The sequence below is a fragment of the Blautia parvula genome (assembly GCF_020215665.1).
Taxonomy (GTDB): domain Bacteria; phylum Bacillota; class Clostridia; order Lachnospirales; family Lachnospiraceae; genus Blautia; species Blautia celeris.
This window is the reverse complement of record NZ_CP084061.1, coordinates 1888187-1902323: the sequence shown is the minus strand read 5'-3', so window position 1 is coordinate 1902323 and position 14137 is coordinate 1888187. Positions and strand designations below refer to the sequence as shown.

18 protein-coding genes are annotated in these 14137 nt (G+C 43.7%); 2 read left to right on the top strand and 16 right to left on the bottom strand.

Annotated elements, in window-relative coordinates:
* The first annotated feature begins 5 nt into the window (after positions 1–5).
* On the top strand, positions 6–332 hold the full coding sequence (locus LC508_RS08995) for a winged helix-turn-helix transcriptional regulator (RefSeq protein ID WP_009296720.1): 327 nt from the start codon (positions 6–8) through the stop codon (positions 330–332).
* Here the strand turns inward: LC508_RS08995 and LC508_RS08990 are convergent.
* Genes LC508_RS08990 through LC508_RS08965 form a run of 6 tightly spaced genes read right to left on the bottom strand, consistent with a single transcriptional unit; the run spans position 327 to position 5412 of the window.
* The gene (locus tag LC508_RS08990) at positions 327–1721 is read right to left on the bottom strand and encodes a sensor histidine kinase (RefSeq protein ID WP_009296719.1); all 1395 of its coding nucleotides are present in this window, start codon (positions 1719–1721) and stop codon (positions 327–329) included. The two genes, LC508_RS08995 and LC508_RS08990, sit on opposite strands and share 6 nt — an antisense overlap.
* Positions 1706–2371 carry a response regulator transcription factor gene (locus LC508_RS08985; RefSeq protein WP_009296718.1) on the bottom strand — a complete coding sequence of 222 codons (666 nt, stop codon included), beginning with the start codon at positions 2369–2371 and terminating at the stop codon, positions 1706–1708. Before LC508_RS08985 ends, LC508_RS08990 begins: the two co-directional genes overlap by 16 nt.
* A gap of 59 nt (positions 2372–2430) precedes the next feature.
* Positions 2431–3252: a NisI/SpaI family lantibiotic immunity lipoprotein gene (locus LC508_RS08980; protein ID WP_009296717.1), complete on the bottom strand. Its 822-nt coding sequence runs from the start codon at positions 3250–3252 to the stop codon at positions 2431–2433.
* A complete protein-coding gene (locus tag LC508_RS08975) occupies positions 3245–3976 on the bottom strand; it encodes a lantibiotic immunity ABC transporter MutG family permease subunit (RefSeq protein WP_009296716.1) in 732 nt (243 codons plus the stop codon). The genes LC508_RS08980 and LC508_RS08975 overlap by 8 nt, the downstream gene beginning before the upstream one ends.
* 1 nt (position 3977) lies before the next feature.
* Positions 3978–4706, bottom strand: a complete 729-nt coding sequence (locus LC508_RS08970; protein WP_009296715.1) for a lantibiotic immunity ABC transporter MutE/EpiE family permease subunit — start codon at positions 4704–4706, stop codon at positions 3978–3980.
* Between the two features lie 4 nt (positions 4707–4710).
* A complete protein-coding gene (locus LC508_RS08965; protein ID WP_009296714.1) occupies positions 4711–5412 on the bottom strand; it encodes a lantibiotic protection ABC transporter ATP-binding protein in 702 nt (233 codons plus the stop codon).
* A 202-nt stretch (positions 5413–5614) separates the two neighbouring features.
* On the opposite strand from LC508_RS08965, the gene LC508_RS08960 reads away from it, so the two are divergent.
* Positions 5615–5974, top strand: coding sequence for a helix-turn-helix transcriptional regulator (locus tag LC508_RS08960; RefSeq protein ID WP_009296713.1), 360 nt, complete (start codon positions 5615–5617; stop codon positions 5972–5974).
* Positions 5975–6144: 170 nt separating this feature from the next.
* On the opposite strand, the gene LC508_RS08955 is transcribed toward LC508_RS08960, so the two are convergent.
* From LC508_RS08955 to LC508_RS08910, 10 genes are all read right to left on the bottom strand, one after another.
* Positions 6145–7560 carry a relaxase/mobilization nuclease domain-containing protein gene (locus LC508_RS08955; RefSeq protein WP_025491495.1) on the bottom strand — a complete coding sequence of 472 codons (1416 nt, stop codon included), beginning with the start codon at positions 7558–7560 and terminating at the stop codon, positions 6145–6147.
* A gap of 82 nt (positions 7561–7642) precedes the next feature.
* Positions 7643–7933, bottom strand: coding sequence for a CD1845 family protein (locus LC508_RS08950; protein WP_009296711.1), 291 nt, complete (start codon positions 7931–7933; stop codon positions 7643–7645).
* A 157-nt stretch (positions 7934–8090) separates the two neighbouring features.
* A complete protein-coding gene (locus LC508_RS08945) occupies positions 8091–10919 on the bottom strand; it encodes a TrlF family AAA-like ATPase (RefSeq protein WP_009296710.1) in 2829 nt (942 codons plus the stop codon).
* A gap of 205 nt (positions 10920–11124) precedes the next feature.
* A complete protein-coding gene (locus LC508_RS08940; RefSeq protein WP_009296709.1) occupies positions 11125–11466 on the bottom strand; it encodes a plasmid mobilization protein in 342 nt (113 codons plus the stop codon).
* Positions 11463–11648, bottom strand: coding sequence for a DUF4316 domain-containing protein (locus tag LC508_RS08935; protein WP_009296708.1), 186 nt, complete (start codon positions 11646–11648; stop codon positions 11463–11465). Before LC508_RS08935 ends, LC508_RS08940 begins: the two co-directional genes overlap by 4 nt.
* A gap of 11 nt (positions 11649–11659) precedes the next feature.
* Positions 11660–12433: a defense against restriction DarA-related protein gene (locus LC508_RS08930; protein ID WP_009296707.1), complete on the bottom strand. Its 774-nt coding sequence runs from the start codon at positions 12431–12433 to the stop codon at positions 11660–11662.
* A 132-nt stretch (positions 12434–12565) separates the two neighbouring features.
* Positions 12566–12964, bottom strand: a complete 399-nt coding sequence (locus tag LC508_RS08925; protein WP_009296706.1) for a cysteine-rich VLP protein — start codon at positions 12962–12964, stop codon at positions 12566–12568.
* Positions 12964–13155: a hypothetical protein gene (locus LC508_RS08920; protein WP_009296705.1), complete on the bottom strand. Its 192-nt coding sequence runs from the start codon at positions 13153–13155 to the stop codon at positions 12964–12966. The genes LC508_RS08925 and LC508_RS08920 overlap by 1 nt, the downstream gene beginning before the upstream one ends.
* Positions 13152–13865, bottom strand: a complete 714-nt coding sequence (locus LC508_RS08915; protein ID WP_009296704.1) for a DUF4366 domain-containing protein — start codon at positions 13863–13865, stop codon at positions 13152–13154. The genes LC508_RS08920 and LC508_RS08915 overlap by 4 nt, the downstream gene beginning before the upstream one ends.
* On the bottom strand, positions 13852–14121 hold the full coding sequence (locus LC508_RS08910) for a DUF4315 family protein (protein WP_009296703.1): 270 nt from the start codon (positions 14119–14121) through the stop codon (positions 13852–13854). The genes LC508_RS08915 and LC508_RS08910 overlap by 14 nt, the downstream gene beginning before the upstream one ends.
* Positions 14122–14137: the final 16 nt, after the last annotated feature.

Sequence of the window (14137 nt, the reverse complement as noted above, 5' to 3'; positions counted from 1 at the left end):
TCAATATGGCAAAAACAATGGCAATAACAGATCAGTGTCCAATGGAGGTTGGATTGAATATATTAAGCGGTAAGTGGAAACTGCGTATTTTATGGCATGTATCTAAGGGGCCTGTCCGTTTCAATGAATTACAAAGGCTGTTAGGAGCCATAACAACCAAAACCTTAACGTCACAGCTTCGTGAGTTAGAAGAACAGGGCATAGTGAGGCGAACCGTATATCCTGAAACTCCGCCAAAAGTGGAGTATACACTGACGGAATTAGGCGAGACGATTCAGCCCGTCTTAAAAGCCCTTTGTGATTGGGGCACCAACTATCAAAAGGCATTATAGTGGTGCCGCTTGCTGTTCCTGATTAAGAGGGAAGGTAAGAATAACTTCGCCGCCTTTTGTTTCCGCTGAATTTTGTATCTGCATGTTTCCGTGATGTTGCTCCACGATATGATTGGTAATATATAGTCCCATGCCGAAATGGAGTTTTGAGCTCCGGCTCTGATCGTCCATGAAAAACAGTTCTTTTGCGTGTTTTAATGCTTTCTGTGAAAAGCCTGTGCCGCTGTCCGTTATATAGAGTTTCAGTGTTTTATCGTCACCCCCGGCCTTTACTTTCAAAATGCTCTGTTCAGGTGAAAATTCTAAGGCATTACTGATTATGTTCATGACAGCGCGTTCAATCAATATTCTATCTCCCTGAAAGTATTCAGGCGGGGTATCTGTGCCAGTTTGTAGGTTTATATGCCGTATGCTACAAAGAGCCCGTATTTGTTCACATAGATTCTCCCAGAAAGACGAAAAGGGAATCTGTTGAATCAAAAGCCCATATTCCATGGAAGCTCTGGACAGTTCAATCAAAGTTTTAATATAGGATTCCATCTGTTCAGAGCTGAATGAAGCATATTTTATAAATTCCTGCTGTTCGCTGTTCAAGGGCGTTTCTTCCAGCAAATCAATATTTCCCCGTATGACGGTTAAAGGTGTTTTCAAATCATGTGCTAAAGCGGCAATTTGCTCTTTTCTGGTCTGTTCAGCCGCCCACTGTTGCTCTAAAGAGTTTTTCAGATTATCCCGCATTTTAGAGAAAGAAAGCAGAACATCTTCAAATTCTTTAATGTTAGATTTTCCTATTTCAAAATCAAGATTTTGTGACGAAATTTCTTCTGTAGCATGAAACAAAGGCAATAGCTGTTTCCTCAAACGCCCGGAAAAGTGAAGGGTCAAAAGCACACATACAAGTATGCCATTCAGGGAAATAAAGCAAAGGAGCAATATTTCCGGGGAAGGCAAGTGTCTGTTTAGCCATGGATTTAAGAAACGTGAGCCTATGTAATATTGCAACACAATCAACTCATTATCCCTTGTAACCAATGTGAATTGCTTATCGTTATCAGGGGGTAAAGAACCTTTTGTTGCATATTCTAATGCAGGTTTTAGTTCACTATCCGTTAAGGTTGTTTCAAGTATGTTGTAGGACTTATCCAGCAAAAGGTAATCACAGCCGTCTGGTATGGTTTCAGTCATTGTGGTCAAGTCCGGCATTGAAGCCAGAACAGGAGCAACCGCTTTTACTATCTGTTCATTTCTATTTGCGTAGTTGATAACCCCGAAATTAACACACAGCCATAGAATAATAAAAGGTATTACTACGGATAAACCAAGCCCTCCAACCAGCATGACAAGGTATTTGATAAAAGCTGTTTTTAGTGTTGTTATTTTTGTTCCCATTTATATCCTATCCCCCAGACTGTAATGATAGGCTGTACCCCCATCTTATTAAATTTTGCCCGTACATTTTTTATGTGTGTAGAAATTGTTGAATTATCGCTGTCTCCGTCAATGCTGAATACAGCCTCATAAATTTGTTCTTTTGAAAAAACCTGCCCCCTGTTATTAGCGAGATATTCACAGATTAAATATTCACTTTTTGTAAAGGCTACCGGGCAGTCATCAACCCGGATTTCTTTGGCAGACAAATCTACCTTTATATGTTCAAAAACGATTGTGCTGTGTTTTTCTCTGGTTTCCCTCCGTAGGTGGGCGTTTACACGGGCCCGCAATTCAGCAATTCGGAATGGTTTTGTCAAATAATCATCAGCTCCGATTCCCAAACCGAAGGTTATATCATTCTCCAATGTTTTAGCCGTAAGAAACAGAATCGGACAATCCACAAGGGAACGGATTTTTTTACAGAACGTAAAGCCGTCTGTGTCAGGCATCATAACGTCAAGCATTATCAAATCATATCGGTTTAAGTGCTCTAAGGGAATCTGTGAAACAGATGGATATGCGGAAACGGTGTGTCCGTCTTTCTGCAATCCATTTTTTATCAATTCCAAAATAGGAATTTCATCATCTATAGCAAGGATATTTGCCATAAAATGCACCTCCTTTCAGTCCGGTACTATTGTAGCACCATCATTTTATTTTGCAAAGTTTACTGACACTTTGCTACCCGGTATTGAGAATTTATTTTCACCGCCACAGAATCAGATATATCCTTGCCCAGAATTTCACGTATATCACCTATTGTCCACTGTTCACGTTTTTGTGAGCTCTGTTCTTTTCCGCTCCAATCAATATGATTTAATTCTTCTTTGGGAATTTGTAATTTTGTTTCACTGTCAAATGTATAGGATTCAGCAATTATATCAATATATTCCCCTATATTTTCATAGGGAACGGTTTCGTCTGTTATCTGGTAGACCTTATCTCCGCATAATAACTGTGTATAATCCTGCGTATTTATTGTAAATTCCCCTTCCGATTTTTCCTCTGTTTGCTGATCGTAGCGAAAAATAATATCTTTATCTGTAATAAAGCTATTAAGAACCGCTTTATGATAACCTCCATTTGCGTCAACAATAAGTTCCTGTGTATTTCCACCTTTGACTGTATAAACATTTAAGAATGGAATGATATAGGCGGCGTCTGGTTCCGAATCAGCAATATCAGCTAAAGTTTTAAAAGTGGCCTTTTCCGTGTCCTGTTGAAGCAGGATTTTCCCGTTTGAATCTGTGACTGCAAGTTTTCTGATATAGCCGACCCATTCTCCAAGTTCTGAATTGGACAGCGTATCATCAAGAATAGTATAGCTGTCCCCTTTGTAGGTAAACTGTGTTACATTATCCGTGTTCAGTACACATTCCTCTTTGTCTTTGGAATATTCATCAATTCCTTTTTCCAAAATAGAACAGCCAGTCATACTTGCACCAACCAGCAAAATAGCAGATACCAGTAAAATCATTTTCTTAATCATTGTTTTTTCTTCCTTCCCATAGTGAAATCCAAAAAGTTACTGCAATAAAAGCAATTACCGTAATAAGCCCCATTATAAAAACCTCATTTTTGTGAAGGGACAGTTTATCGTCTAAGACATAATGACTTAAATCTACAGCCCAGGCAAAGGGGATATACTTCCATACTCCGGCCAAAACAATATTGCTATACATGATTACTTGCAAACTCTCAAACACGCCTAAAAACAATGATGGCCCAAGTCCGAATTTAAAGCCGATAAACAAGTGAAAAATGTATAGAATGATATTTCCAAATGCAAGAACTGTTATAGTTTCTAACAGCATGGGGTACGGCGTATATGAAACCAGTCCTTGTATTGCCACCAGTGCTGAAAACAGGAGAACCATACTAGCCAGAGAAATAACGCCACCGCCCAAGAGGACGAGAAACTTTCCACAAAAAACAGTTTTCCTTTTCGGTACAGAAAGAATCGGCTGTGCATGTGCTGTGTGATCTTCCATAAGGGTATTCAGACCGGTAATAATGCTGATAAGGAGTGGAAAAAAAGTAGCTGTTATCTCAAACATCAGCTTATATTTTTTGTAATCTGGCTGGGAACGGTACAGGCCAAAGTAACTTGTGAAAAGTATTGCCCCGGCTATTGGAACAATTATATGAATAGGCAACAACGGTGTGTGCCGAAGTTTTACTAATTCGGAGCGTACTGCCCTATATAGTGACATTTTATTTTGCCTCCTGTCTGCCGAAATTCTCTGCTCCTAAAATTGTGAAAACTATAAAGAGCAGTAATGATAAAATCAAAGTTAATCCTATAGTTAATTCAGGAATCCCGTTATAATCAATAAGTGTTCCATTGACACCGATACCCATTAACGGTTCTGCCATTTTAGGGGCCCAGCAGTATGGAAAGAGCCACCAAAAAGGCGAATTTCCAAAATAGCTGGGAAGAAAAATACCAAAGGCTGTATTTGCTACAACAGGTACGAACATTCCCACTTTAAAAGTCAAAAACAGGCATAAAGGAACTTGCCAGATAGAGCCAATCATAATGACAATACTGCCGATAATGGATTTACCCGGTAAAAATATAGCGGTTGCCGGAGATATGATATTGCTGGCACACATCAACAACGCTAAAGCAAAAGCGGCAAGTAACAGTTTTTTAATTAAGACCAGATTCTTACTTATCCAAAATTGTTTCAGATTGATTGGCATGGAATATACGGAATAGTATTTATCTGCCCGTAGTTCTTTTTGATTGGACAAATGACAGAGAATCGCAATCGTTCCGGGAAGTACAAAGGAGTACCACCAGAATAGAGACATATATTGATACCCGGTAAATCCTCCCATAAGCCACGCAAAAATCGCTGTAATAATCGGGGCTATCACCAGTAACTTATTAGAAAAGGTTCTTCTGAATTTTAAATATTCTGATTTAAGATATTTCATACTCTTACATTTCCTTTCTGTTCTTTTTCACAATATCCATGAATAATTTTTCGAGGTTTTCTTCGGCATGTAAAACACCTTCATACCCCAAGACACCCTCCGAGATAATGCCAATATGGTCGGCAATCTGCTGTACCTCTGTAAGAATGTGGCTGGAAAGAATTACCGTAATTCCTTTAGAGGGGAAGGAACGAATCAATTCACGGAGTTCTTCTATACCAACAGGATCGAGGCCGTTTGTAGGTTCGTCTAAAATCAGCAGGCGGGGATTGTTTAAAATTGCAATCGCAATTCCCAACCGCTGTTTCATGCCAAGAGAAAATTGTCCTGCCCGTTTCTTTCCGGTATTCGTAAGGCCGACAATATCAAGCGCTTCATGGCAGCGTTTATCTGGTAATCCGAGAAGCTCCGTCCTCACTTTTAAGTTTTCAAATGCAGTCAGGTTCTCATAAAGAGGCGGGGTTTCGATTAAGGTTCCTATGTCATTCAAATCTTTTCGGCTCCAAGCGTGGCCGTCAAACTCAATGCTCCCAGATGTAGGCCGGAGAATCCCGGTAATCATTTTTAATGTGGTAGATTTTCCAGCTCCATTGGGGCCAAGTAAGCCATAGACAGAGTTTTTCTGGATATTTAAAGATACCTCATTGACAGCCACCTGCCCCTTGAACTTTTTGCATAGACTGTTTGTTTTCAAAATCATTTCCATAATTTTTTTGTCCTTTCATTGTTTAGTCTGAAATTAGTGTATATGGTAAATTTGAAGATTTCATAAAGATAAAAAAACTTTTTCAGGCGTTTATTATCACCTTCCTATATGTGTGTCATGAAATAAAATACCACCTTGCATAAAATCCTATTACATTCCAATACTATCACCTGAAATGTACAATGACATAGGGTGATAAAATATGTACCAAGACGAGAGGAAGTTTGACTTTCATGGCTTAGGGCTGGCTCTCAAAAAGGCCCGTGAGGAACGGGGCTGGACGCAAGCCTATGTTGCGGAATTAGTTGGAAAAACTGACCGCACGATTATGAATATTGAGAACAAGGGGCAACACCCCAGTTTTAATCTGTTCTTTAAGCTCGTTACCATGTTTGATATTTCCGTAGACCAGTTTTTCTACAAGGAAAATCAGCGGGGCGGGGAAAGTTGCCGTAAGCACATTGATGTTATGCTCAATGCGATGAATGAGAAGGAGCTTGTTGTCATGGAGGCCACAGCCGAAGGGCTGAAAAAAGCAAGGGAAACGGAGGTTCAGGAATAAGAGCCTCTGTTTTTTTGCGCCATTTTCCGGGGTGTCACTAAATGGCAAGCAATTCCTCCGTGGCCACAGATGGCACGGAGGACGCTTGTTGGGGCCCGCCCCAAACCCGGAACCTCGGGCCATACTGGCCCGAAGTGGCAGCGTCGCTTTGCTCCTTATTTTCACCGTCTCTATCGCTCCTGTTCTTTCTTTTTGTCCTGCCCGGCGTAGCCCAGCAGATAATCAATGTTTGCTTTCGCCGTGTTGACTTCCTGCATATCCCGCCGTACTCTCTGATACTCTGCATAGAGCTTCCGTTTCTGCTCCGCCAGTTTCCGGCCTTCCTCCTTTAATACGTCCATCTTCGGGAGCTTCGCCCCGTCAAGCAGACGCTTCAAGTCGGCCTGTGCCGCCCGGTAAAGCTCAATGTCCGCCTCATGCTCCGCAAGGAATTTCCGGCTGTATTTTGCCGCTTTGTATTTCTCAAAGACAGGCCGTGTGCGGGCGTACTGTACCGTGGCCGTTTTCAGTTCCCGGTTGGTATTCATGGCGTTCTCCGTCTGCTTTATCCGGTCAGAGAGGACGTGAAAACAGTCTGTTGTCTCGGCGGCCTTTTTCTCCAATTCCCCGTATTCCGTCAGGCCGTTATCCTGCAAATAGGCGAGTGCGGCGGCCATCTGTTTTAAGTTGAATACTTTAGCCCAGCGCTCATATCCCGCCCCTTTTCCCTCGGCCAGCTTTGCCTGAATATCCACCAGCAGATTGACCTTGCGGGGGCTTTGGCCGGAGTGTTTTCGGCTCCCGTCTATGACAGCCAGTATGTCTTTTAAGTCATACCCTTCCCCCAGCGTGGAGGCCCGCAGACGGGTAAACCGTTCCTGCCCCTGTCCGGCCAGCCGGAAAGACAGGCCGCCGCCTCTGACCTTCTTGATTTCATAGCCGGCCTGTTCCATGAGGGAGAGGAAGGCCGCCAGATCGCCGGGGCGCTTTGCCAGTGCCGTGTCGATTGCCAGCCGCAGTTTATCCTGAAAGTTAAGCGGCCTCTCCCTGTTTTGGAGCCATTCGCCGTAGTTCTTATAATCTCCTTTGCTCCGGGGCTTTGGATTCTCCACAATGGACAGCCCATTTTCCAGGCACAACCGGTCGGAGAGCCTGCGCAGGGCGAATGACGAGCCCCAGAAATTACGGAATTTCCGGGTGCAGTCGAGGGTCGTTGAATTGTAATAAATGTGACAGTGAATGTGTTTCTTGTCCGTATGGGTGGTGACGATAAAGGCATGGCGGCCTTTTGTCCAGCGCATAGCCAACTCATACCCGATACGGTTTGCCTCCTTTGGCGTAATCTCCCCGGGGAGGAAGGACTGGCGTATCTGATAGCACAGGATATCGTCCTCCTTTTTCTGCTCCCGGCCTGTGATAGCCTTATAGCTGGCCTTTGCCAAAAGGAACTCGGCGGCCACCGTAGCCGGGTCACACTCGTATGAGGAAACGTATTTTCCGTTCTCCGTCTTTTCAGGATTTTTCCCATAGTCGAGACAGTCACGGATTGCCTCGGCTATGGTTTCTCCCTCATTGGCGTGACGCTTCAAAAGAGTGGTGGTAGCCAGATGAATCCCTCCTTCCCAAACAGAACAGCGGCCCTTGCGAGCCGCCGTCATTGGCCTCGGGCCAGTGTGGCCCGAAGCAGTATCAGCTTACGAGGAACTGGCGGAGGGAACTGCCCAGCCCGTCCACCGCCTCAATCAGAAGTCCGGCAACCGCCTGCAATCCATAAGGGGAAAGCAGGAAGGCCAGAAACAGGAAGATGAACCCGCCGTGCGGAGTGGGTGTAAAGAAAAGCCCGATACCCAAAAGTGCTGTTATGACAGAAGCCACTGTCAGGAGATACGAACAGATATCAAACAGGAACATCAACATGGCCGCAAGGATTGTCAGCGCCAGCATGACGGGAACGGCAAACAGCTTTAGCAGTAATCTCATTTATAACGCCTTTTATTCTTTCTACCTATATTTTACCATGGCGGCCCCGGGACAGGAATGTTGCGAATGATTAGCGAATCCTGTCCCGGGACTTCGGGCCAGTGTGGCCCGAAGAATAGAAAAGAGAGAGCATAAGTAGCTCTCCCTAAAAATCCGTTTATTTCTGTGTATATTTCCTTTGACGTAAATTAAATGCAGGCATAGTACCTTCCAAAACATCAACGACATGACCTTTTACTATTGAATTTTCTATAGCACCAGCTTCATAGGTAATTGTATGTGTATTTTTATCCATATGGCAATATACAATTTGCTCTGCATCGCATGCTATTGCTATATTTGGATTGTGAGAAACTATAATAACTTGTCGTTTTTTCTTAGCTTCACATATACAAGGAACTAATTTACTATAAACAGACTGGTTATCTAAGTTATCCTCTGGCTGGTCAATTATTATTGGAATATTATTTTGACTTAATGCCAGATAAAAGACAAGTAAGACAATGCCCCTTTCGCCAGGAGATAATTCCTCCAAATCTCTTTCTCCCATTTTTAATTTAAAGGAAACTCCGATATAATCCAAGCAACATAACAAATTATATAATGCTTTTTTATCAGGAACTTTTTTTGTTGAATTATCTAAATCTTCATCCACTACAACCAGAACATCGTGAATAAAATCTATAACACTATCCACGTTATCAAATTCAGTCCTTCTAAGCAACTGATTCATTTTATTATATGCTTCACTTTTTCCTTTAAAAAGGCCGGCATATTTTTGATTTATTAAGGATAAAGCGGTTTCAGCAAAATCACTTTGCTCCAGTTGAATTTCTGCGGCAAATTCTATGCTTTCTTCTAATTCTCCTAACAGCTTTTTAATTTCAATTTCTACTGGCGCATATATTTCGTGATACACTGAAACAAGATTACTTTTTTGTAGATATAATTCTCTGATTTTTTCATCTCGTCTACTTTTTGTGCCTTCATAAATTGTATCTAACTCGTTTTCAATATAGTCGGCTTCATTTTGAAAATATGTTAATGTATCTTCTGTAGTTTTGGTGCCAATAATTAATTTGCGCTGTTTTTCCCACTCATCAAGATCAGATAAATATTTTTGATATTGCTTTTCTTCGCTATCCGTTGTGGATATAAGCGAACTTTTCTTTTCTTTTTCTTTTTCGAGTTTATCTAAAAGACCATCTTCTGTATCAGAACCATTAAGTGATTTTTGAAATACAATCTTATCATTACTTAATTTAAGAATATACTGTTGTATAGTTTCCTTAGGCGTAACCAACGTAATGCCGCTTTCGTCAACATCTAATGAATACTTTTTTATAAAATCTTTCAATAATAACTCTGTTTCTTTTACATTAGATTCTAATAAATCCAGTTTGGCAATAAGTTGGTTTGCTTCATCTATTACAATGTTTATTTGCGTTAAATTATTACGATACTCTTCAATTTTTGTTTCTAAACTCTCAATAGAACTATTTAAAGTTTTTAATTTATCTTGATAATCTGATTTACCTTCCTTAGGTTCGGGCTTTTTTATTTCTTGTGGTTTAGTATTCTCATGTCGTTCTAAAGTATCTTTTAATTTTTTTAGGCTGTCACTTATATGTATCCTATATTGGGTAGTTTTCTTCTCTTCAAGTTTAATCAAGGTATCATTGATATCATTAATTTCAATGTTTAATTTTTGCATGGACAAAGAAATAGCTTTTGACTTATTAAAAACTAATTCTTCTAAATTGGTTGCTGTGCCACGCTCAGTACGGTCTACGTAAGAAAAAATCACTCGATCAATTTCTCGTTGGAATTCATTACCTATATCATTACAGACTTCCTCAATATATTTTTGAGGGAGATATTGGGCATCTTCAATGGTTGTATTGTAGTTACTTTCTGATAAAGATATAGATTCAACGTGAGAATCTCCCCACTGTATAGTAGCAATGTAATCTTCTGCAAAATTCTTCGGTGGTTTACGAAAACGGGTTTCATTTAAAAACGAAGCATTTTCCATAGTATTACATTTACATAAATGGCCAATTATATCTGATAATGCACTTTTACCACTTCCCTTGTTTCCGATTATTGCTACAAGACCTGAATTTAGTGGCAATTCAAAATCAAACCAATCTATATCTACATTTTTAGGATTCTCATTTTTATGGACAGAAATTCGTTGTATATTAGACTTTCCATTTTTGTTCGCTCTATCTAATGCTGGTGGAATACTACCAATATAAACGCGTTCCGTAGGTTGATAGCGGCATTGCTTTAAACCTTCAAATGTAAGATTAGCTTTAATCCATAAGTTCTCTTTAGATGTATATTTTCTCGGGTCATGGCAATCCGAGCACATAATTAAAGGTTTTTCTTCTACTTCCTTAAATACCCATTTATAATAATCATTAATATCTGTTTTCTTACCGATTTCAAAGAAATCAATATTTTCTGCAATATCTGCCTTTATTGCCTCTTTTACTGGAAGAGCATTAGAAATTTCCTTGTCAATACCATTTGTCTTTTTTCCCGCATGAATTGTAATAAGTCCGTCATGTGATTTCGCAAAACTTACTATATCTTCAAATGTCCAATAGATTGTTTCTGGTGAACTATTTGATTTTGCATTAGTCCTTAACATAATTGCTTCAAAATCCATTGATAATGTTGATAAATCTATTTCATTAGAGAACACAATTATTAGGTGAAGATTGTCTGCGCCCTTATCTGTTCTTAGTTCTACTCCTGGAAAAAATACGATATCGGGAGCCAAAGACCTTAAATGGGAAATTCTATCAGCATCAATTTTAAAGTGATCTGTAATAGCTACAGCACTAATATTGTTATCATGCAATGTAGCACAAAGTAATTCATCAGCATCATCTCCCCGATAAGGACTATCATATGATGAAGCTGTATGAATATGTAAATCCCACTTATGCCATTCCGAGCCTCTTAAATTATTCACTTTTGTATCCTCCTGCATACGATATTTATACAAACAATCTCTGATAATTTGGTTCTCAATTTTAACGAACACGATTCTACATAATATTTGTATTTTATCATATATACGTGATTTTGACTATATCTTCGGGACATATTGGCCCGAAGCTCAAAAAAAGAAAGGGCGGCAGGCCATAACTGTCAGTCCATGGCCGCCGCCCCGTCTGTTACTTTGCCACCAGCTCGGAAAGCTCTTTCAGCACATCGGAAACCTGCCCCCACAGCGTTTCATAATCACGCTGGAGCCCTGCGATTTCCTCCGGGTATACGCCGTACATGTTGGCATGGACGGCCACCTGATTGAGATTGTTGGCGCACCGCCGCTGAAGGGAAACCAGCTCCTTTACGGGGGAGAGGTCAACATGGAGGATATAGCCGTTTAAGGCCATCTTGCGCACATAGGCCCCGGCGTTGGTGATACCGGCCTCGTCCATGCGTTCTCTTATTCTTGCCAGTTCCTCTGCCGTCACCATCACATGAAGGTGGATATCGCGCCTGCGGCCTTTCATCTGTCCTCACGTTCCCGGCTCCGTTTGCGGGAGGGTGGCTCCTTTACTTTATCCAGCGGCTTTCTGTCCGGTTCCGGGGGAGCCGGAGGGAGCGGCGTATTATTGGGAATCCCGTCAATCATGTTGCAGTTCTGCTCTGTGGAAAGCTCTGCATTTTTTAAATAATTGTCTTTTTCGTGCATGGTTCGTCCTCCTATCTGTCCTCGTGGGAGTGGCCGCCCTTTTTCGCGGGCGGTTCCCTGTTTTCCTTTTCCTGATTCGTCTCTTTGCGGAGCTGGGCGGTGATTGACCGTTTTTCTTTCCGCTCTGCCTCCAATTCCTCCATGGCCTCAATCCGTTCGGAAAGCTGTTCTGGGGAAAGGGGCTGTTTCAGGATATACGTCCCAAAATCCGGATGGAACCATGTCAGCCGCCGCTTATCACCGAAATGGCGGCTGTCCTCCCATTTGCCAAGCGCCTGCGTCTGCTCCTCCATTTTCCTTCTTACGTCAGGATTCAGGCGGGAGGGTTTGAGCTCATAATCAGCCACCAGCTTTTCCGGCAGCGGCTTAGTATAAATCAGTTCTCCCCACGTCCGTATGGAATTGCCTTCCACCATCGTCCGGTTATCGTAAGGGGCAATCTCCAACAGCCCCAGCTCCTTTGATTTTGGGAAGGCATTCGCGTCAAGGGGATAGCGGGTGTAATACCGGTAATAATCCGTTCCCCTCGGCCTTTTGCCCTCCGGCAGTTGCGGAACCTTGTAAACATAGTCGTAGGCGAACAGGAACCTCTCAAATTCTTTTTCCGGCGGCAGGATACCACGGCAGGCCGTATAGCCATAATAATTGCGTTCCCCTTCCGGCATAACCGTGAAATGCCAGATTACAAAGGGGGACTGCGCCTCCGGGTTATGGGCCAGCGCGAAGCCCCGGCCATTCTCAAAGACGGCCTCCTTCTGGATTTGATACCCTTTTAAATCTTCCATGCAGATTCTCCTTTCCGACCTCGGGCCAGCATGGCCTGAAGTCTGATGATGTTACGAAATAAACAGCAAAACCGGGGACAAAGGTATCAGATTATCACGGCCCCGGTTCTGCCTCTTAGAAATCCTGCAAAATCAGGCTTTCCCGGAGGGCAAAACGTAACAGGGGCCCTCCGTTTTCCTTCTCATTTTCCGCATACGTTCCCGGCTCTTTTTGCGGTTCCCCTCGGCCTTGCAGGCTTCGGAGCAGTAGGCTTGCCGCCCCATTGGCAAAAAGAGCCTGCCGCAGACCGTGCAGGGTCGGAGCCCGGGGGCGGGCCCTTTCTCCAATAAGGTGGTTTCCAATGCCGGATTGAGGGGCAGGACGGAGCGACGGAAGTAGCGGCAGTAAGCGCCTGTCCACCATTTATTCAGCATATAGCAGGGGCAGTCCAGCGGGAGGCACAGGCCGGTTTCGCTGTCATAGTTGGCGCACATGCCCGTGACAAGCCCCCGGATTTTCTTCCTCTCGTCACGGGTCAGCTCCCGGGCCATCAGGACTTCGGGCCACGTTGGCCCGAAGCCTGCGGCTCCACAAGCAGGGCGCGGAACTTCTTCCGGCAGCGTCCTTTCTGGTTTTTGCACTCTTTAGCATAACGGCACCCGGCGCAGGGACCGGAACTGCCCCTGCCCGGACGGGGAACCTCCTTCATCATCTGTTCAAAAGGGCTGTCTGTGAAATTCATTTCCTGTCCTCCTTGTCCTCCCCGCCTGCTTCCGGTTCTTCTTCGTTCCACGGTGGGGTATCATCTTCTTCGGATTCTTCCGGTTCCTCGGCTTCTTCCTCATACTCGCAATAATCGTCCTCCAAGTCCGGGGCCTGATGTTTGGGCTTATAGATTTTGAAGTAATATCCGGCCCCGCCGCCAATCAGGACTACCGCCGCAACCAGAAGGAGGGAGAACAGGCCGTTGTCTGCCTTATCCTCTTTGGGCGCTGGCTCCGGCTGTTCTGGTTCCTCCGTGGGCGTTTCCGTTTCCGGTTCCGTTTTCGGTGCGGGTGTGGTTTCCGGCTCCACAGCCGTTCCTTCACCGTCTTTTTCCGCAAGGGGAAGGAGGTCTGTTTCCGTGACGGCGTTCAGGAAATAGACATTTTCGCTGGACTTCTGGTTATCAATCACCAGAAAGAAGATATTCTCGTCCGGGGTGGTGATGGTGTAAAATTCCTTCCCGTCCTTGTCGGTGGCCTTATCCACCACGGTTCCGGTTCCGTCCGGGGTGAAGGGATTGGGCTCCGCCGGTTCCTCCGGGGTCACGGTTTCAACTGGGATAGTTTCAGCCGATGTGGTTTCGGCCTGCGGTTCACTGCTCTGGGCGTAGGCGGGGATTGTAAAATAAGTACCGCACAGCAGGCAGGCGGCCAGCGCCGACAATCGGTGAAGGTTAGGCTTCTTCATGGGCTTCGTCCTCCTTTTCTTTTCCGTCAGCGGACTTCGGGCCAGTCTGGCCCGAAGCGGCAGGGGTGTCCTTCGGGTTGTTTAGGAAAGCCAGGAGCTCGGCAGGGGTCAGCTTCATGGAGCGCACCGCCTGCACGATCTGGCTGTTTTCCTCCTCCTGTTTCTGTTTTTCCAGTTCCCGGACTTTGGCCTGGCACTCGGCGGCCTTCTCCCGGGCTTTCTCCAAATCCTTCTCGATTTTTTCAAGTCTGTTCATGCGAATCTCCTTTCTG

Coding starts and splice junctions, on each gene's coding strand:
- LC508_RS08915 (WP_009296704.1), bottom strand. CDS start 13,865: ATGAAGAAGCCTAACCTTCACCGATTGTCGGCGCTGGCCGCCTGCCTG.
- LC508_RS08925 (WP_009296706.1), bottom strand. CDS start 12,964: ATGGCCCGGGAGCTGACCCGTGACGAGAGGAAGAAAATCCGGGGGCTT.
- LC508_RS08985 (WP_009296718.1), bottom strand. CDS start 2,371: ATGGCAAATATCCTTGCTATAGATGATGAAATTCCTATTTTGGAATTG.
- LC508_RS08995 (WP_009296720.1), top strand. CDS start 6: ATGGCAAAAACAATGGCAATAACAGATCAGTGTCCAATGGAGGTTGGA.
- LC508_RS08910 (WP_009296703.1), bottom strand. CDS start 14,121: ATGAACAGACTTGAAAAAATCGAGAAGGATTTGGAGAAAGCCCGGGAG.
- LC508_RS08950 (WP_009296711.1), bottom strand. CDS start 7,933: ATGAGATTACTGCTAAAGCTGTTTGCCGTTCCCGTCATGCTGGCGCTG.
- LC508_RS08990 (WP_009296719.1), bottom strand. CDS start 1,721: ATGGGAACAAAAATAACAACACTAAAAACAGCTTTTATCAAATACCTT.
- LC508_RS08965 (WP_009296714.1), bottom strand. CDS start 5,412: ATGGAAATGATTTTGAAAACAAACAGTCTATGCAAAAAGTTCAAGGGG.
- LC508_RS08975 (WP_009296716.1), bottom strand. CDS start 3,976: ATGTCACTATATAGGGCAGTACGCTCCGAATTAGTAAAACTTCGGCAC.
- LC508_RS08960 (WP_009296713.1), top strand. CDS start 5,615: ATGTACCAAGACGAGAGGAAGTTTGACTTTCATGGCTTAGGGCTGGCT.
- LC508_RS08940 (WP_009296709.1), bottom strand. CDS start 11,466: ATGAAAGGCCGCAGGCGCGATATCCACCTTCATGTGATGGTGACGGCA.
- LC508_RS08920 (WP_009296705.1), bottom strand. CDS start 13,155: ATGAATTTCACAGACAGCCCTTTTGAACAGATGATGAAGGAGGTTCCC.
- LC508_RS08930 (WP_009296707.1), bottom strand. CDS start 12,433: ATGGAAGATTTAAAAGGGTATCAAATCCAGAAGGAGGCCGTCTTTGAG.
- LC508_RS08980 (WP_009296717.1), bottom strand. CDS start 3,252: ATGATTAAGAAAATGATTTTACTGGTATCTGCTATTTTGCTGGTTGGT.
- LC508_RS08970 (WP_009296715.1), bottom strand. CDS start 4,706: ATGAAATATCTTAAATCAGAATATTTAAAATTCAGAAGAACCTTTTCT.
- LC508_RS08935 (WP_009296708.1), bottom strand. CDS start 11,648: ATGCACGAAAAAGACAATTATTTAAAAAATGCAGAGCTTTCCACAGAG.